Genomic DNA, 17643 nt, shown 5'->3' on the forward strand with positions numbered 1-17643 from the left:
GTGTTGCTCGTCGCGACGCCGACCGAACACACCCACCGATCGCGAGGAGACCATCATGGCCACCCAGACCAGCAAGCTGTCCGTCAGCACCCGCACCGAGAAGGGCAAGGGCGCAGCCCGTCGCGCACGTCGCGAGGGCAAGGTCCCCGCCGTCCTTTACGGCCACGGCACCGACCCCCAGCACCTGCACCTCCCGGCTCGCGAGTTCGCCGCGATCCTCCGTAACAGCGGCCTCAACGCCGTCATCGATCTCGACATCGAGGGCAGCAGCCAGCTCGCGCTGACCAAGCAGGTCGACGTCCACCCGATCCGCAACTACATCGAGCACGCCGACCTGCTGATCGTCCGCCGCGGCGAGAAGGTCACCGTCGAGATCGCGATCATCGTCGAGGGCGATGCCGCGCCGGGCACCCTGGTCGTCCAGGACGCCAGCGTCGTCGAGGTCGAGGCCGACGCCCTGTCGATCCCCGAGCAGATCGTCGTCAGCGTGGAGGGCGCCGAGATCGGCCTGTCCGTACACGCGGCCGATCTGGACCTGCCGGAGGGCGTGACGCTCACCGCAGATCCGGAGACCCTCATCGTGTCGGTCACCGAGGCGCAGCTCGCCGCCACCGAGTCCGAGGCCGACGGCTCCGCCGACGCGGCGGGCGAGGGCGACGCCGAGGCCACCGCGGAAGCCACCGAGGAGTCGGAGTAATCCGACCCTCGGCCACTCGGTCGAGTGGTGGGGTTCCGCATGAGTGCGACTTCCCGGCAGTGAAGCTCCCACAGTGGTGAAACTGGTTGTCGGACTCGGCAATCCCGGGTCCAAGTACGAGAAGACGAGGCACAACGTCGGCGCGATGGTCGCCGACGGCCTCGTCGCCTCGGCCGGCGAGCGCTGGAAGGTGCACAAGAAGTCCGGCGCCGAGGTCGCCGAGGTACGCCTCGGCGGCCATTCGGTGCTCGTGGCCAAGCCGCGCACCTACATGAACGAGTCCGGCCGTCAGATCGGCCCACTCGCGAAGTTCTACTCCGTGTCCGTCGACGATCTGATCGTCGTCCACGACGAACTCGACATCGACTTCGGCGCCGTCCGCCTGAAACGGGGCGGCGGCGAAGGCGGCCACAACGGACTGCGGTCACTCAGTCAGGTACTCGGGACGCGCGACTACCTGCGTGTGCGGATCGGTATCGGCCGACCGCCGGGCCGTCAGGATCCCGCCGACTTCGTGCTGAAGCCGTTCCCGTCCTCGGCCCGCAGCGATGTCGAACTCCTGATAGCGAACGGCTGCGACGCCGTCGAACTGCTGCTCGGACAGGATCTGGAGTCCGCGCAGAACACCGTGCACGCCTGGTGAGGACGGCCGAGCGGGCGGCCGCACGGCCGTAGACTCGCTGCGGCAGGCAATGCGAAGGGATCGGCAACAGTGGTCAACCTCTCGGTGAAGACCGGACATCAGAACGTCTCGATGCTCGGCATCGGCGCCTACCGCCCGCGACGCCTGGTCAGCAATGACGAGGTGTGCGAGGTCCTCGACTCCTCCGACGAGTGGATCTTCGAGCGCAGCGGCATCCGCAATCGCCGATGGATCAGCGGCGACGAGTCGGCGCGGTCCATGGCCGCCGCGGCCGCCGAGCGGGCCATCGCGAACTCCGGCATCGCGAAGGAGAAGATCGGTGCGCTGATCCTCGCCACCAACAGCTGGAAGACCAAGATCCCGCACGGCGGGCCGATCGTCGCCTTCGACATCGGCCTGAACGGGATTCCCGCCTACGACGTCGCCGCCGGGTGCGGCGGCTTCGGTTACGGACTCGGGGTCGCCGCCGACACCGTCCGTGCCGGGAGCGCCGAGTACGTCCTCCTCGTCGGTGTCGAGACCATGTCGGTCGTCATGGACCCCACCGATCGCAACACCGCGTTCATCTTCGGCGACGGCGCCGGGGCCGTGGTCGTCGGGCCGAGTGCCGAGAACGGGATCTCTCCGACCGTCTGGGGCAGCGACGGCGAGAACGCCGAGGCGATCGGCCAGAACTGGGACATCCCCGAGTACATGGACCGCGCGCAGGCCTTTCAGGACAAGGATCCCGAGACGGACCCGGTCGGTCGCATGGTGGTGACGATGGCGGGACCCAAGGTGTTCCGATGGGCGGCCATCACGCTGCCCAGGGCCCTCGCCACCGTGCTGGAGACCTCCGGCGTCGGCGTCGAGGACATCGAGGTGTTCGTGCCCCATCAGGCCAACGCCCGCATCAACGACCTGATGAAGAAGAACCTCGGCTTCCCCGACGACCTACCGATGGCGAACGACATCGAGAACACGGGCAACACCTCGGCGGCCTCGATCCCCCTCGCCATGGAGGAGATGCTCGCGACCGGCAAGGCCAGGGGCGGGCAGACGGCGCTGCTCCTCGGCTTCGGCGCAGGCCTCAGCTACGCAGGCGCGGTCGTGACCCTGCCGCCGGCCCCGGCGATCACCAGCTTCGACTGACCCTTCGAGACGCGCCCTCCGCAAGCTCCGGGCGCTCCTCAGGGAGCAGAGGTCGGCCGCCCCCCACCACCTCCGGGCGCTCCTCAGGGAGCAGGGGTCGGTCGCCCCCGCAACCTCCGGGCGCTCCTCAGGGAGCAGAGGTCGGCCGCCCCCCACAACCTCCGGGCGCTCCTCAGGGAGCAGGGGTCGGTCGCCCCCGCAAGCTCCTGGTGCTCCTCGGAATCTGCGGCCTGGCGGCCGTCGCGGACTTCGAAAGAGCACTCGTGAGCGTCCGGATCTCTTGCTCCCTGAGGTGCGAGCGAAGCGAGCCACGAAGGGCGTTGTCCCGGATCGGACCAGGAACAGGTCAAGCATTCTCCTTGCGGAACACCGACGTGCCCCACAGGGTTCCGAGCCCGGCGAGAACGAGTGACGCGAGGACGCCCCACAGGACCTGAGCGCTGGCGAGGTCTCCGGAGAAGGTGTCGCGCACCGCGTCGACGATCCAGCGGAACGGCATGAAGTCGCTGAGGCTCTGCAGCCACGACGGCCCGAGGGTCATCGGGAGCAGGATGCCCGACAGCAACAGGACCGGCATCATCACCATGTTGATGAGCGGCGCCATCACATCCTCGCTCTTGGTGGTCAACGCCAGGGCGTTCGACGCCGCGGCGCACGCGCCACCGATCAGCATCGTGATGATGATGCCGAGGATCACGCCGACCACCGAACCGCGCATGCCCATCAGGTAACCCAGCACCACCAGGATCAGCGCCTGCACGAGAAGCTGCAGCATGTCCCGCATGAGCCGGCCGGTGAGCAGGGCCGTGCGGCTCGCGGGCGTCACCCGCTCGGCCTCGATGACCCCTTCGCGCCATTCGCCGATCAGGCTGAAGCCGGCGAACAAGGCACCGAAGAGGCCCAGCTGGACGAGCAGACCGGGCACCAGGAACGTGTACGGATTGTCCGCGCCACCCGGGAACTGAGCGACGAGCGGCTTCAGCAGAGGTCCGAACAGCACGAGGTAGAGGATCGGCTGCATCACGCCGATGAGAACCCAGGCCGGGTTCCGCAGGTTCATGCGGATCTGTCGGCGGAACACGATGGTGCTCTCGCGGAAGAACGTGGTCATCGGTTGGCCCCCTGCTGGTCGAGTTCGGACGACGCGGCGGCGGCCGAGCCGGATTCGGTATCGGTTGTGCTCGGTGTGATGTCGTCGCTCCGCTCGGTCTCGGCGTCGCGCAGCGACCGGCCGGTCAGGGTGAGGAAGACGTCGTCGAGGGTCGGCCGGATGACCTCGATGGAGTCGAGCATGATCCCCGCGGCGTCGAGGTCCCGCAGCAGACCGGGAACCGCCCGGCCGGCCCGCGGCACCCGGCTGCGGACATGACGGCCGTCGATCTCGACCCGGCCTTCGACGCCGCCACCGGTGACCGAGGCCAGTTTCTCCGCGGCGGTGGACACGGCCGCAGAGTCGGTGACCTCGAGTGTCACGAGGTCACCGGAGACCTGTGCCTTCAGGTTGTCAGCGGTGTCCGCGGCCACGATGCGGCCGTTGTCGATGATGATGATCCGGTCGGACAGTTCGTCGGCCTCGTCGAGGTAGTGCGTCGTGAGGAAGACGGTCGCGCCACGCTCGGTGCGCAGGCGCCGGATGTGGTCCCAGAGATTGGCCCGGGCCTGCGGGTCGAGCCCGGTCGTGGGCTCGTCGAGGAAGACGAGAGACGGTTCGTGGACCAGCCCCATGACGATGTCGAGCCGCCGCTTCTGGCCGCCGGACATGTTCTTGGGCTGCCGTTCCCACAGTCCGTCGAGCTGGAGCTGCGAGAACAGGGCGTGTCCGCGGCGCGTCGCCTCGGCCCGGGACAGCCCGTAGAGCATGCCGTGATCGACGATCTCGTCGCCGGCCTGCGCCTGACTGAAGGTGCCGCCGGCCTGCGAGACATAGCCGATGCTGCGCCGGACCGAGACCGGGTCGGTCGCCACGTCGAAGCCGTTGACCGTCGCGGTTCCCGCGGTCGGCCGCAGCAGGGTCGTCAGCATCCGCAGCGTCGTGGTCTTGCCCGCGCCGTTGGGGCCGAGGAACCCGACCACCTCTCCTTCGGCGATGTCGAGGTCGACACCGTCGACGGCCCTCACCTCGCGCTTCTTCTTCCCTTTCCCGGTGTGGAACACCTGGACCAACCCGCGTGCATGGATCATGCGGACTCCCCTTCTCGATGTCGTCGTCGTCTGCTGCCCGGTGTGCCGACCGGTGGCTCGGGTCGCGCACGTCAGCGTGTGCTGATCGTCGTCACCGGGGGTGACTTTCCGACGTCCCGACGGTGTTCGATCGACCTGCGGACCAGCATTGCGCGCATTGCGGACGATTTCGGTCCGCATTCCACGGGCAGGTAACGATTCCGGGCGGGGTCCCGCTACTTCCCAGTAAGAGACCGTGTGAGTACCGTCGTATGTCGGGTCACATATTCGCCGGGCACGTTTTGGGAAGGGTTCACCATGGCGGTCATCGCAGACACCACTGGCATCAACAACATCGGCATGCTCGGCATCGGCGCGTACCGCCCCGAACGCGTCGTCACCAACGAGGAGATCTGTCAGCACATCGACTCCTCCGACGAGTGGATCTACACCCGTACGGGGATCAAGACCCGCCGGTTCGCGCGTCGCGACGAGAACGTCATGGAGATGTCGGTCAACGCCGGGCGCAAGGCGATCGCCAACGCGCTGCTGCAGGGGTCCGACATCGACGCCGTCATCCTCGCCACCAACACCCACCTGCTGCTGACCCCGGCGGGCGCGACCAAGGTCGCGACCGAACTGGGCTGCAACGGCGTGCCCGCCTTCGACGTCACCGTCGGCTGCGCCGGCTTCGGCTACGGCATGGCACTCGCCTCCGACATGATCCGCGGCGGCAGCGCCACCCACGTGCTGGTCATCGGCGCCGAACAGCTCTCGGTGACCATGGACATGACCGACCGCACCAACTGCTTCATCTTCGGCGACGGCGCCGGCGCGGTCGTCGTCGGACCCACCGAACAGCAGCAGCTCGGACCGGTGATCTGGGGCTCCGACGGCTCACAGTTCAACGCCATCCGCCAGGACTTCGACTGGATCACCTTCCTCGACAGCGACCGCACCCAGCGCCCCTACCTGCGTATGGAGGGCACCGCGGTGTTCCGCTGGGCCGCCTTCGAGATGGGCAAGGTCGCCCACCGCGCCCTCGAGGCCGCGAAGCTCGGCTCCGAGGACCTCGACGTCTTCGTCCCGCACCAGGCGAACGCCCGCATCAACGAGTTGCTCGCCAAGAACCTCAACCTGCGCGAGGACGCCGTGGTGGCCAAGGACATCGAGTACACCGGCAACACCAGCGCGGCCTCGATCCCGCTCGCGATGGAAGACCTGCTGTCGACCGGCAAGGCGCAGCCCGGACAGACCGCGCTGCTCCTCGGCTTCGGCGCCGGGCTCTCCTACGCCGCGCAGGTCGTCACCATGCCGCCGGTTCCGTTCGAGTAGGGCGCTGCAAGCCCAGCGCCTGGCGGACACGTGCCACGTCGTCGTCGGGCCGCTCCCGTACATCACCCCACGTGACGCGTCGAGGACGGTCCAACCCAATGCGATGAGGTCATTTCGGCGGCTGCGGTCTCGCTGGAACGCCATCCCGTCGCATCGGCCATGGTCAGTACCCCGTCCCGGGCGAGAGCGCGGCGCCGAAGGCCCGGGGGAGGCTGCACGATGATCAGACGCACCGCAGCGGTGACGGGTTCCCAGTTCTGGGGCGGGGCATGAGGTGCCGCGTACCGGCACAACCTGCCCCGACGCCGGACCCGGCGGGTTTGGCCGCCCCCGGCACGCCCGGTAACCTGGAACCTCGTGAGTTCCGAGGTGATCAGTCGCGAAGTGACGCGTCGTCGAACCTTCGCCATCATCTCCCACCCCGACGCCGGTAAATCGACGATGACCGAGGCGTTGGCGCTGCATGCGCGGATGATCAGCGAGGCCGGCGCCGTCCACGGCAAGGCGGGGCGCAAGTCGACCGTCTCCGACTGGATGGAGATGGAGAAGGCCCGCGGCATCTCCGTGAGTTCGACGGCACTGCAGTTCAACTACTCCGCGGCCGCCCAGCCGGACCCCGAGGTCCCGAGCGTGATCAACCTCGTCGACACCCCGGGTCACGCCGACTTCTCCGAGGACACCTACCGCGTGCTGACCGCGGTCGACGCCGCGGTGATGCTCATCGACGCCGCCAAGGGACTCGAACCGCAGACCCTCAAGCTCTTCCAGGTGTGCCGCCATCGGGGTATCCCGGTGATCACGGTCATCAACAAGTGGGACCGGCCGGGACACAGTCCGCTCGAGCTGATCGACGAGATCCAGGAGCGGATCGGCCTCACGCCGACCCCGCTCTTCTTCCCGGTCGGCATCGCGGGTGACTTCCGCGGCCTCCTCGATCGACGCACCGGCGAGTACATGCACTTCACCCGCACCGCCGGCGGCGCCAAGATCGCTCCGGAGGAGATCATGTCCGCCGACGCCGCGCAGGCCCGCGAGGGCGACGAGTGGACCTCGGCGCTCGAGGAGAGCGAACTGCTCACCGAGATGGGTCAGGACCACGACCAGGAACTGTTCCTGGCCGGCCAGACCTCGCCGATGATCTTCGCCTCGGCGATGCTCAACTTCGGTGTGCGGCAACTCCTCGAAGTCCTGGTGGAACTCGCTCCCCCACCCGGCCCCCGGTCCGACATCGAGGGCACCCCCCGCCCGGTCACCGACCCATTCAGCGCGGTGGTCTTCAAGGTGCAGGCCGGGATGGACTCGAGTCATCGGGATCGCCTGGCCTACATGCGTATCGTGTCCGGCGAGTTCGAGCGCGGCATGGTCGTCACCCACGCCCAGACCGGAAAACCGTTCGCCACCAAGTACGCCCAGGCCGTCTTCGGCCGCGATCGCTCGACGGTCGACACCGCCTATCCGGGCGACGTGGTCGGTCTGGTCAACGCCACCGCGCTCGCACCCGGCGACACCCTCTACGACGGTCCCAAGGTGCAGTTCCCGCCGATCCCTTCGTTTGCGCCGGAACACTTCTCGACCCTGCGCGCCACCACGGCCGACAAGTACAAGCAGTTCCGCAAGGGCATGGACCAGCTCGAGAGCGAGGGCGTGGTCCAGGTGCTGCGCAACGAGACCCGCGGTGAGGCGTCACCGGTCCTGGCCGCCGTCGGACCGATGCAGTTCGAGGTCGTGACCGCCCGGATGAAGGCCGAGTACAACGTCGACACGATCATCGAACCGCTCGGCTACACCCTCGCCCGCCGCACCGACGCCGACAGCGCGGCCGAACTGAACCGCCAACGCGGCGTGGAGGTCTTCACCCGTACCGACGGCGCGGTCCTGGCCCTCTTCAGCGACAAGTGGCGCCTGCAGTACATCGAGAAGGAACACCCCGACCTCACCCTCGAACCCCTTGTCGCGGCAGCGGACTGACCGGACGGTGGGTTCACGGGGACGGCCCGTTCGTGCTGCGGTGCTGATGGGTGCGGTGGTGTCGGCACTCATCGCGGCCTGCGGCTCGGACACCGCGCCGCAGGCCACGACCACCACTTCGACCCCGCTGCCCACCGCGCGGCCGGTCGACTCCGCGATCTGCGCCGAGAAGCCACCCCAGGGCAGCGTCGACCGCAGCGGCCAGAACTTCGAGTTCCGCCACGGCAACATCAAGGTCGCGGTCACGAAGACCCCGGCGGACTCCGGCCGCGGACCCGCGGCAGGCCCGACCCGTACCGCCGACCCGAGCTGCTACGAATTCGACCGGTGGGGACCCATCCGGCCCGATGTTCCACCCGACTCACTGCTGTTCGTGTTCAAGGACGCCGGTGCCGGCGGTGCGCAGATCGAGTTCCTGATCAGCGAACTGACCGGTGGCCTGTTACCGCCCGTTGGCGCGAGCCGCCCGACCGTCGGGCCGTTGACCAGGCCGATCAACGCTCAGATCGGTGTCTCGATCAACGGTGTCTACCACCACTCGGCGGCGTGCCAGCTCAGCGTGAGCGGGATGTCGGGCACGCTCGCGGCCGGCTCGTTCACCTGTCCGACGGCGACGCGGGTCGACGCCAACCCACTCGCTCCCGACGACGACGTCCCCTACGACCTCGACGAGTCGTCGACGACGAAACAGCCGGACGCCGAAGGCAATTCGACAGACAGCGTCGCACTGTCGGGATGGTTTCAGCTCACGCCCTGAGACGCGGGGCGTCGAGGCGTCGGCTCAACCGGCGGGTACGCCGACGATCCGCGCCACCAGGGCGGGATCGACGTCGTCGATCGTGGCCGGGTCGAAAGCGGGGCTGCGGTCCTTGTCGACGAGTACCGCCCGCACGCCCTCACGGAAGTCGTGGGTCGTCGTGATCTGTTCCGCCGCGGACAGTTCGCGGTCGAAGCACTCGTCGATTCCCGACCTCGCGCCGGCGCTGATCATCGCCGCGGTGACCAACAGGCTGGTGGGCGAGGCGTTCTCGAGCAGGCCCACCATCTCCTGGGCCCAGTCGTCGCCGACCGCGCCGCGCAGTCCGCCGAGGATGGCGTTGACGTTGTCGTCGGCGAAGTACTCACCGACCTTCCGCAGGGGCACATCGCTCGTGTCCTCGGTACCCGAGGTGGCCAGGGCGTCGGCCAGCGGCGCGCCCGCACGGATGCTGTCGGCGACCGCCGGCAGATCCGCGGCGGACACGAAATGCGTTGCCAGGCCGACGGCCACCGCGTCGACACCGCGGATCCGGGCGCCGGTGAGGCCGAGCCACATGCCCACACCCTCCGGAAGCCGCGGGAGGAAGTAGGTCGAACCGATGTCGGGGAAGAAGCCGATCGCGGTCTCGGGCATCGCGATCATCGCGTTCTCGGTGACCACCCGGATCTCGCCGTGCACGCTGATCCCGAGTCCGCCGCCCATCGCCGCCCCGTCGATGAGGCTGATGTAGGGCTTCGGGTAGTCGGCGACGAGCTGGTCGAGTCGGTACTCGCTGCCGAAGTACCTGCTGATGGACGCGGCATCGCCGTCGATGGCGTGCTCGCGGATCGCGCGGATGTCGCCGCCGGCACAGAATGCGCGGTCGCTCGCCGAGGTGACGAGGACCGTGTCGATCGCGTCGTCGTCACCCCATTCGCCGAGAGTGACGTACATGTCGTCGATCATGCTCTGGTCCAACGCATTGAGAGCCTTGGGCCGGTCCAGGACGATCTCGCCGACGCCGTTGGACACCGAGGTTCGGATATGAGACATACCCCAACCGTAGCGGTGACCGCGGATCCGACCACACGGGAGTAATTCCGTTGGCAACGCCGGGCGGGTCCGCTACGGTGGTCACCACTTGCCCGCAGACCTGTCAGGAGTGATCGACCGCGATGAAGAACTGAAGTGGCCCCGGCCCGTCGGCACCGCCGGCGGACACCACCGACGCCCTCGTCGGTGTACCCGACCCACTTCAGGAGTGCTCATGCCATCTTCCATCGTGCTGTCCGACGTCTCGTTCGCCTGGCCGGACGGGACCGCCGTCTTCGATCACCTCGACCTCGCTCTCGGCGCCGAGACCTACGCTCTCATCGGTGCGAACGGTGCGGGCAAATCGACGCTCCTCGGCCTGATCGCGGGCCGGCTGCGGCCGGCGTCCGGCAGTGTCACCGTCGCAGGCGGGGCCGCGACAACCGAGGTCGGCGTGGTCACGCAGGATCCGCAGTCCGATCCGTCTGCCACCGTCGCGCAGGCACTCAACATCCACGAGATCCGTTGCGCCATAAAGCGGATCGAGAACGGTTCGGTCGATCCGCAGGACTTCGACGCCGTCGGAGACGACTGGGGTGTCGAGGAGCGCGCCATCGGACTACTCGGGCAGATGGGCCTGCCGCGCGACCTCGACCGCCCGGTCGGGGCCATGTCCGGCGGTGAGGCCACCCTGCTGGCGATCGTCGCCGCACTACTCGCCAATCCGACGATCCTGCTTCTCGACGAGCCGACCAACAACCTGGACACCGACTCCCGCGCACGGCTTTTCGACGCGATCGACTTGTTCGCGGGCACGGTTGTGGTGGTGAGTCACGACCTCGAGCTCCTCGAGCGCGTCGACGCGACGGTCGAGCTGTATCGCGGTCACGTGCGACTGTTCGGGGGCCCGTACTCGCAGTACCGCGAGATCGTCGACGCCGAGCAGGAAGCCGCCGAGGCCGCGGTCGCCACCGCTGCCGGCGACCTGCGCAAACAGCGCCGGGAGATGTCCGAGGCACTGATCAAACTCGACCGGCGGGCCCGGACCGGTGCCACCGCCGAGCGCGAGAAGCGGGTGCCGAAGATCGTCGCGCACAATCGCCGGAGTGAGGCACAGGTGTCGGCGGGCAAGCTCCGCAACGCCCATCGCGACGATGTCGCCTCCGCGGCAACGCGTCTCGATGAGGCGCGTGAGGACATCCGGGCCGACCGCTCCGCGCGGATCGTCGTACCGACGCCGGAGGTGGCCCCGCGCGCCCAGATCATCGTCGATGACCGCCTGCGGGTCGACGGTCCCGAGCGGGTGGCCCTCGTCGGGCCCAACGGTTCCGGGAAGTCCACGCTGATCGCCGACCTCATCGCACGCGAAACCGTCGTCGTGCCGTATGCATTCGTGCCTCAGCGGATCACCTTCCCCGACCCGGCTCGCTCGATCGCCGAGCACCTGGCGCGGAGCCACCCCGACATCCCCACCCAGGAGGTGCGGGCGCACCTCGCGCGGTTCCTGTTCCGGGGGGCCCGCGCGGATCGCGCGCTCGGCGAACTGTCCGGCGGGGAGCGACTGCGCGTCGCCCTGGCCGACGCCCTGCTCGGCGACCCCACTCCGAGACTCCTGATCCTCGACGAACCGACGAACAACCTCGACCTCGACACCGTCACGCAACTCGTCGACGCACTCGAGGCGTGGACCGGTGCGCTCCTGGTGGTCTCGCACGACGCCGGGTTCCTCGACCGGATCGGAATCGAGCGGCGGGTGTCCCCGGGTGCCGCCGACGGCACACCGGCAACGTCGCCCGGGCAGACGGGCCCCGGACGAACGGACCCCGAACATCCGGCTGCCGAAGCAGACCGCTGACGAACAGTCGGTGACGCACCCGGCGCCGAGAACCGTTCGGCGGCATACTGCGTGCGATGGCCGCGCCCGCACCCGTCACCGTCGATCCGCCGGTGGACCGCCCCACACCCGTCGTCCTCGTCCACGGTCTGCGGGTGAGCGGCGCGACCCTGCACCGGGTCGCGGCAGCCGTCGCCGATCCGGCCGGGGCGGGACGGGAAGTCGCCACCCCCGACCTCCCCGGACACGGTGCCCGCCGGGACGAGACGTTCACCATGTCCGGCGCGGTGGCCACGGTGTTGGCCGAGATCGACCGGTTCGGCCGGCCGGCGGTCGTGGCCGGGATGTCGATGGGCGGCTACGTGGCGATGGCGGCCGCCGGGCGCCATCCGGAGGCCGTCGCGGCTCTGGTCCCGATGTGCGCGACCGCGCAACCGAGTCCGCTGCTCGCCGCGCCGTTCGAGACCTTCGGAGCACTGACCTCGTTCCTGCCCCGGCAGGCCGCGGTCATCAGTCAGATAGCCACCCGCCTCGTCGTCGGGCGGCAGGTGTCGGCGGACATGGAGATCGGCGGCCTGGCCCTGGGGTCGATCGCCGACGTCGTCGCCGCGATCAAACGGTTCGACGCGCTCGACGCGATCCACCGCTACCCCGGTCGGACGGTGTTCGTCAACGGCGGTCAGGACCAGTTCCGGGTCCACGAGCAACGATTCGTCGAGGCGTCCCGGAACGCATCGCTCACCGTCGTCCCCGGCGCGAGCCACCTCTTCCCGCTCATCCAGCCCGACCTCGCCGGTCATCTGATCGGCGCGGTCGCGGCGGAATGCGACACCGCCGGTCCCGACCGGTCCGGCGAGACCACCGGCAGCCACCCCTCCGTCTCGGCCGAGCTCGACACATAGGTCCTACCTCAGGGTGTCTGAGCCGCACCCAGTTTGAGCGTCGAAGTCGTCTCGTGATCGGATGACAGCAGTTCACTGCACCACTCGTCGCGGTGCCCTGGCGCGAACGACGCACCCGAGGAGGAAGCTGGATGGTCCCGATCGAGGTCACCGGCGTGCTGCAGAAACAGGCCTGGGCCGACAAGGTCCTGCCGCCGGTCGAGGAGGTCCGGCCGCAGCTGTGGTCGATCCCGGTACCCATGGGTCCCAATCCGCTGCGATACGTCCTCGTCTATGCACTCGGACTGCCCGACGGCGGTCTCGCGCTCATCGACGCCGGCTGGCCGTCGGACGAGTCGTGGGACGTCCTCGTCGCCGGCATCCGCTCCACCGGCCACGACCTGGCCGACGTGCGCTCGATCGGTGTGACACACCTCCATCCCGACCACTTCGGGCTCGTACCGCGCCTGCTCGAGCACGTCGACGCCGAGCTGTGGATGCATCGCGATGACGCCCGGTACCTGCGTCACCACTCCGACGACGAGGTCGAGAGCCAGCTGGAGCAGGCGCGGTCCGAACTCCGGCTGCTCGGCGCACCGGCCGACGTCGCCGACGAGGGCCTGGTGGGTTTCATCCGCATGCCCGACGGCCGGACGGTCGATCGCGAGCTGACCGGCGACGCCCCGCTCGACATCCCCGGCTGGGATCTCCGCGCGATCTGGACCCCCGGCCACACCGCGGGACACCTCTGCTTCGCCGACGACACCACCGGGATCATCTTCACCGGCGACCACCTGCTGCCGCGGATCAGTCCGAACATCTCGACCAACCCCATGCAGACCGACAGCCCCCTCGCCGACTACCTGATCTCGCTGGCCAACACCGAGAAGATGCGCGACCACGAGGCGCTGCCGTCCCACGAGTACCGGTTCCGGGGCCTCGGCAACCGGGTGACGGGCCTGCTCACGCATCACGAGGAGCGGCTCGGCGAGATCACCGCGACGGTGGCCCGGCATCCGGAGAGCACGGCGTGGGAGATCACCCGATCGGTGACCTGGTCACGCCCGTTCGAGGAGCTGTCGCTCACCCTCAGCCGCCTCGCGCTGCGGGAGACGCACGCCCACCTGGTCGTACTGCAGGAGCGCGGGATCCTCGACGCCCGCATGCCCGCCGACGCTGCGGCCGATCCGGCCACCCCGGACCCGATTCGCTGGTCCCTCACCGACAGCGCCACATCGTCTGAGTCGCAACCGGTCTCCACGTCCGACAACGTCTGACAGCCCGCTCCGCCCACCAACTCCAGGAGTTCCCATGAGTGCAGTGCTCACCGAGTTCGCCGACGGCGTCGCCGTCATCACGATCAATCGCCCCGAAGCGAAGAACGCCGTGAACCTCGAGGTCTCGGAAGGGATCGCCGCCGCGATCGACGAACTGGAGTCGCGCGACGACCTCACCATCGGCATCCTCACCGGCGCCGGTGGAACGTTCTGCGCCGGTATGGACCTCAAGGCCTTCGCACGGGGCGAGGTGGTGTCCCTGGAGGGTCGCGGATTCGGCGGCCTCACCGAGGCACCACCGACCAAGCCGCTCATCGCCGCGGTCGAGGGCTGGGCGCTCGCCGGTGGATGCGAACTCGCGTTGTCGGCCGACCTCGTCGTCGCGGCGAACAACTCCAAGTTCGGCATCCCCGAGGTCAAGCGCGGCCTCGCCGCCGCAGCCGGTGGTCTGCTCCGCCTGCCGAAGATCCTGCCGTACCAGGTCGCGATGGAGCTCGCGCTGACCGGCGACCCGCTCACCGCCGAACGCGCGCACCAGTTCGGACTGGTCAATCGCGTGACCGAACCGGGGGAAGCGCTCGCCGGCGCCCGTGAACTCGCCGCCACCATCGCCGCCAACGGCCCCCTGGCCGTGCGCGCCACCAAACAGGTCACCTCGATGGCGATCCGCTACACCGACCCCGAACTGATCACGAAGCAATGGGACTTCCTCGGCCCGGTGTTCGCCTCCGCCGACGCCAAAGAGGGCGCCATCGCCTTCGCCGAGAAGCGGGCGCCGCGATGGACCGGCAAGTGACCTCCCGCCGGATTCACTAGAGTGACCGGGGTGGACCTGCACCTCGTGACCTATTTCGTCGCCGTGGTCGACCACGGCGGCATCACGAAGGCCGCCCAGTCGCTCTACATCTCACAGCCGTCGCTGTCCCAGGCCGTCCGCACGCTCGAGAAGCGTCTCGGCGTCACCCTGTTCGACCGCACCGGACGTCGTCTCGAACTCACCGAGGCCGGGCGCAAACTCGACGTCGCCGCTCGGCGCATCCTGGCCGACGTCGACCGCGCCAAGGCCAAGGTCGACGCGGTTCGCGAGCTGCGCGCCGGCCGCGTCGACGTCGTGACCTATGCGGCGTTCAGTGTGGACCCGGTGGTCAACATCGTCCGCCTGTTCCGGGAACGCTTCCCGCGCTTGTCGGTACGCGTCGTATCCGCCGACAGCCCCGCAGGAGTGTTGTCGGCGTTGCGATCCGGGGACGCCGAGGTCGGGATCATGGACTCGGCCGCCGAGCACGCGACGTTCACGGCCATCCCGATGGCCGAGCAGGAGCTGGTCGTGGCGGCGCCGGCTGCGCTCGCCGACGGCCTGCCCGATCCGATGCCGCACTCGGCGGTCCGCTCACTGCCCCTCGTCATCGACCACAGCGACCCGATCACCGCTTCGCTTCTCGACGGGCTGCTCGACGACGACGGGAAGAACGTGGTGGTCGACTGCCAGTTGCCGTCCGCGGTGTGGAGCCTGGTGAAGAAGGGAACGGGGGCAACGGTTCTCCCGGGAACCGTGGCCGACCGGCAGCTCGCGGGACTCCGGCGCCTGGCGCTCGATCCGCCACTGACCCGACCGTGGGGCCTCGTACTGCGATCAGGACTCCCCTCGCCGGCCGCACTCGCCTTCATCTCCGCGGCGAAGGTCCACTGCGGGATCGCACCGGATCCCGCCGAACCACGGGATTGGTGAGTTCCACCATGGAATTGCGACAGGTCGAGTACTTCCTGGCAGTGGTCGAGAACAAGGGCATCGGGGGTGCGGCATCGGCCCTGGGTGTCGCTCAACCCACTGTGTCTCAAGCACTCCGGGCTCTCGAACGCGAACTCGGGGTCCAGCTGTTCCACCGCATCGGCCGCGGGATGGTTCTGTCGGCGGCCGGGCGCACGATGGTCGGTCCCGCACGACAGATCGTGCGGGACATGGATGCCGTCGACGATCTGCTCTCCGCATCGGCGGACGAACTCACCGGCCACCTGGACATTCTCGCCTTCGCCGCGACCGCCGTCGGGCCCGTCGTCGACCTCGTCGCCCGGTTCCGGGCCACCTATCCGCGAGTGTCGGTGCGACTCGGCGAATTACGCGACGAGACCAGGGCGGCGTCGGCCATCGAGGACGGTCACTGCGAGTTCGCCGTCGCCCACCTGCCCATCGCCGGCGACGATCTCGAGGTGATCGTCATCGGTGAACACGAACACGTGCTGGTCTACCCGCCCGATACCGAGGTGCCCGATGGCCCGATCCCGCTGAACAACCTGCCGTCGATACCCATGGTCTTCGTGCCACGCGGCTACTCGGTGGCCGACGAGTTCGAGGAGGCCATCCGTGTCGCGGGCGTCCGGCCACCACTGGCCGTGCTGTCCGAGATCCGCGAGGAACGGCTTCCCATGGTGGAGTCCGGGATCGGCGGCACTCTCCTCGAGCGCTCCGTCGCGGAGTCGGCGGACGAGCCGGTCGTCATCCGCGAGATCGAGCCGAATGTGGTGCGTCCTTTCGCCATCGCTTTTCACCCGCCGTCTTTGTCGGCCGTCGGTCAGGCCTTCGTCGACCTCGTGCGCGAAACTGCGGGATGACGGGTGGAACACCGGGCCCCACCGGTGCGGATCAGGTGGGGCCCGGTGAGTCTCGGGTCAGCCGACGCGTTCGAAGACCGCCGCGAGTCCCTGCCCGCCGCCGATGCACATGGTCTCCAGACCGTAGCGCGCATCTCGACGGTGCAGTTCGCGGGCGAGCGAGGCCAGCATGCGGCCGCCGGTCGCGCCGACGGGGTGCCCCAGGGAGATGCCGGAGCCATTGACGTTGGTGCGATCGAAGTCGCCGCCGGCACCGAACCGGCCGAAACCCCATTCACGGGTCACCGCCAGCGCCTGGGCCGCGAAGGCCTCGTTGAGCTCGATCACGTCGATGTCGGCCAGCGTCAGACCGGCCTTGCCGAGCGCCTTCTCCGTCGCCGGGACCGGCCCGATACCCATGGTGCGCGGCGGCACCCCCGCCAGACCCCATGACACCAGCTTCACCAGCGGGCGCAGACCCAGCTTCTCCGCGACCTCGGGTGTGGTCACGATCGCCATCGACGCGGCGTCGTTCTGGCCACTGGCGTTGCCCGCCGTCACGGTCGCGTCCGGGTCGGTCTTGCCCATGATCGGCTTCAGCTTCGACAGCGATTCGACCGAGACATCCGGGCGCGGATGCTCGTCGGCGTCGATGACCTGATCACCGGATCGGGCGCCGGGAGCGGAGCGAGCGGGCCCACTCGCGCCGGAAGCCACGGTGACCGGGACGATCTCCTCGGCCAGTACGCCGTCCTTCTGGGCGCGGACCGCTCGTTCGTGCGATGCCACGGCCAGCTCGTCCTGCTCCTCCCGGGAGATCTCATACTGCTCGCGCAGGTTCTCGGCCGTCTCGATCATCCCGCCGGGCACCGGATAGTTCTTTCCGCCGGCGGTCGAGCGAGCGCGAACCAGACTGTCGTGCATGGCGATCCCGGTGCGCGCACCACCCCACCGCATGTCCACCGAATAGAACGACGCGTTGCTCATCGACTCGGCACCACCGGCGACCACGACGTCGTTGTCCCCCGCGGACACCTGGTAGGCGGCCTGGATGACGGCCTGCAGTCCCGACCCGCACCGCCGGTCGATGTGCATGCCGCCCACCGTGATCGGCAACCCGGCGTCGAGTGCGATGACTCGTCCCAGCGCCGGCGCCTCGCTGTTGCCGTTGCAGTGACCGAGGATGACGTCCTCGATCTTCGCCGGGTCGAGCCCGGTCCGATCGAGCATCCCTGTCAGCGCGGCGACACCGAGGTCGACGGCGGTGAGGTTCTTGAACATTCCGCCGTAGCGGCCGATCGGGGTGCGTACCGGTTCGCAGATGACGACGTCGCGCATGGATGACCTTTCAGGTTCG

16 protein-coding genes are annotated in these 17643 nt (G+C 68.9%); 12 read left to right on the top strand and 4 right to left on the bottom strand.

The window, feature by feature from the left end; genetic code table 11:
* The first annotated feature begins 55 nt into the window (after window positions 1-55).
* The 3 genes from CA982_RS09735 (at window position 56) to CA982_RS09745 (ending at window position 2471) form a co-directional block, all read left to right on the top strand.
* Window positions 56-697: a 50S ribosomal protein L25/general stress protein Ctc gene (locus CA982_RS09735; RefSeq protein ID WP_086535230.1), complete on the top strand. Its 642-nt coding sequence runs from the start codon at window positions 56-58 to the stop codon at window positions 695-697.
* A gap of 76 nt (window positions 698-773) precedes the next feature.
* A complete protein-coding gene (pth, locus tag CA982_RS09740; RefSeq protein ID WP_086535136.1) occupies window positions 774-1340 on the top strand; it encodes an aminoacyl-tRNA hydrolase in 567 nt (188 codons plus the stop codon).
* Between the two features lie 111 nt (window positions 1341-1451).
* Window positions 1452-2471, top strand: coding sequence for a beta-ketoacyl-ACP synthase 3 (locus CA982_RS09745; RefSeq protein ID WP_086535231.1), 1020 nt, complete (start codon window positions 1452-1454; stop codon window positions 2469-2471).
* Between the two features lie 346 nt (window positions 2472-2817).
* Here CA982_RS09745 and CA982_RS09750 read toward each other — a convergent pair whose 3' ends face one another.
* Window positions 2818-3582, bottom strand: coding sequence for an ABC transporter permease (locus CA982_RS09750; RefSeq protein ID WP_086535137.1), 765 nt, complete (start codon window positions 3580-3582; stop codon window positions 2818-2820).
* Window positions 3579-4652 (bottom strand): ATP-binding cassette domain-containing protein, encoded by a 1074-nt coding sequence (locus CA982_RS09755; RefSeq protein WP_086535138.1) that lies wholly within the window; start codon window positions 4650-4652, stop codon window positions 3579-3581. Before CA982_RS09755 ends, CA982_RS09750 begins: the two co-directional genes overlap by 4 nt.
* A gap of 297 nt (window positions 4653-4949) precedes the next feature.
* Between CA982_RS09755 and CA982_RS09760 the strand changes: the two genes are divergently transcribed.
* From CA982_RS09760 to CA982_RS09770, 3 genes are all read left to right on the top strand, one after another.
* On the top strand, window positions 4950-5966 hold the full coding sequence (locus CA982_RS09760) for a beta-ketoacyl-ACP synthase III (RefSeq protein ID WP_086535139.1): 1017 nt from the start codon (window positions 4950-4952) through the stop codon (window positions 5964-5966).
* A 357-nt stretch (window positions 5967-6323) separates the two neighbouring features.
* Window positions 6324-7934, top strand: coding sequence for a peptide chain release factor 3 (locus CA982_RS09765; RefSeq protein ID WP_086535140.1), 1611 nt, complete (start codon window positions 6324-6326; stop codon window positions 7932-7934).
* A 7-nt stretch (window positions 7935-7941) separates the two neighbouring features.
* A complete protein-coding gene (locus CA982_RS09770) occupies window positions 7942-8691 on the top strand; it encodes a hypothetical protein (RefSeq protein WP_244176194.1) in 750 nt (249 codons plus the stop codon).
* A gap of 24 nt (window positions 8692-8715) precedes the next feature.
* Here CA982_RS09770 and CA982_RS09775 read toward each other — a convergent pair whose 3' ends face one another.
* Window positions 8716-9726: an enoyl-CoA hydratase/isomerase family protein gene (locus CA982_RS09775; RefSeq protein ID WP_086535142.1), complete on the bottom strand. Its 1011-nt coding sequence runs from the start codon at window positions 9724-9726 to the stop codon at window positions 8716-8718.
* Window positions 9727-9940: 214 nt separating this feature from the next.
* On the opposite strand from CA982_RS09775, the gene CA982_RS09780 reads away from it, so the two are divergent.
* The 6 genes from CA982_RS09780 (at window position 9941) to CA982_RS09805 (ending at window position 16307) form a co-directional block, all read left to right on the top strand.
* Window positions 9941-11560, top strand: coding sequence for an ABC-F family ATP-binding cassette domain-containing protein (locus tag CA982_RS09780; protein ID WP_244176195.1), 1620 nt, complete (start codon window positions 9941-9943; stop codon window positions 11558-11560).
* 56 nt (window positions 11561-11616) lie between these two features.
* Window positions 11617-12441 carry an alpha/beta fold hydrolase gene (locus CA982_RS09785; RefSeq protein WP_086535143.1) on the top strand — a complete coding sequence of 275 codons (825 nt, stop codon included), beginning with the start codon at window positions 11617-11619 and terminating at the stop codon, window positions 12439-12441.
* Between the two features lie 131 nt (window positions 12442-12572).
* A complete protein-coding gene (locus CA982_RS09790; RefSeq protein WP_086535144.1) occupies window positions 12573-13697 on the top strand; it encodes an MBL fold metallo-hydrolase in 1125 nt (374 codons plus the stop codon).
* 34 nt (window positions 13698-13731) lie between these two features.
* Window positions 13732-14493, top strand: a complete 762-nt coding sequence (locus tag CA982_RS09795) for a crotonase/enoyl-CoA hydratase family protein (RefSeq protein WP_086535145.1) — start codon at window positions 13732-13734, stop codon at window positions 14491-14493.
* Between the two features lie 30 nt (window positions 14494-14523).
* Window positions 14524-15426: a LysR family transcriptional regulator gene (locus CA982_RS09800; RefSeq protein ID WP_086535232.1), complete on the top strand. Its 903-nt coding sequence runs from the start codon at window positions 14524-14526 to the stop codon at window positions 15424-15426.
* Window positions 15427-15434: 8 nt separating this feature from the next.
* On the top strand, window positions 15435-16307 hold the full coding sequence (locus CA982_RS09805) for a LysR family transcriptional regulator (RefSeq protein ID WP_086535146.1): 873 nt from the start codon (window positions 15435-15437) through the stop codon (window positions 16305-16307).
* 57 nt (window positions 16308-16364) lie between these two features.
* On the opposite strand, the gene CA982_RS09810 is transcribed toward CA982_RS09805, so the two are convergent.
* Window positions 16365-17624: an acetyl-CoA C-acetyltransferase gene (locus CA982_RS09810; protein WP_086535147.1), complete on the bottom strand. Its 1260-nt coding sequence runs from the start codon at window positions 17622-17624 to the stop codon at window positions 16365-16367.
* Window positions 17625-17643: the final 19 nt, after the last annotated feature.

This window comes from Gordonia lacunae (genome assembly GCF_002149015.1).
In the GTDB taxonomy this organism is placed as follows: Bacteria; Actinomycetota; Actinomycetes; order Mycobacteriales; family Mycobacteriaceae; genus Gordonia; species Gordonia lacunae.

Excerpts from the sequence above, each read along its gene's own strand:
- CA982_RS09810 (WP_086535147.1), bottom strand. The coding sequence starts at position 17,624 with ATGCGCGACGTCGTCATCTGCGAACCGGTACGCACCCCGATCGGCCGC.
- CA982_RS09745 (WP_086535231.1), top strand. The coding sequence starts at position 1,452 with ATGCTCGGCATCGGCGCCTACCGCCCGCGACGCCTGGTCAGCAATGAC.
- CA982_RS09760 (WP_086535139.1), top strand. The coding sequence starts at position 4,950 with ATGGCGGTCATCGCAGACACCACTGGCATCAACAACATCGGCATGCTC.
- CA982_RS09780 (WP_244176195.1), top strand. The coding sequence starts at position 9,941 with ATGCCATCTTCCATCGTGCTGTCCGACGTCTCGTTCGCCTGGCCGGAC.
- CA982_RS09805 (WP_086535146.1), top strand. The coding sequence starts at position 15,435 with ATGGAATTGCGACAGGTCGAGTACTTCCTGGCAGTGGTCGAGAACAAG.
- CA982_RS09785 (WP_086535143.1), top strand. The coding sequence starts at position 11,617 with ATGGCCGCGCCCGCACCCGTCACCGTCGATCCGCCGGTGGACCGCCCC.
- CA982_RS09775 (WP_086535142.1), bottom strand. The coding sequence starts at position 9,726 with ATGTCTCATATCCGAACCTCGGTGTCCAACGGCGTCGGCGAGATCGTC.
- CA982_RS09795 (WP_086535145.1), top strand. The coding sequence starts at position 13,732 with ATGAGTGCAGTGCTCACCGAGTTCGCCGACGGCGTCGCCGTCATCACG.
- CA982_RS09750 (WP_086535137.1), bottom strand. The coding sequence starts at position 3,582 with ATGACCACGTTCTTCCGCGAGAGCACCATCGTGTTCCGCCGACAGATC.
- CA982_RS09755 (WP_086535138.1), bottom strand. The coding sequence starts at position 4,652 with ATGATCCATGCACGCGGGTTGGTCCAGGTGTTCCACACCGGGAAAGGG.
- CA982_RS09735 (WP_086535230.1), top strand. The coding sequence starts at position 56 with ATGGCCACCCAGACCAGCAAGCTGTCCGTCAGCACCCGCACCGAGAAG.
- CA982_RS09790 (WP_086535144.1), top strand. The coding sequence starts at position 12,573 with ATGGTCCCGATCGAGGTCACCGGCGTGCTGCAGAAACAGGCCTGGGCC.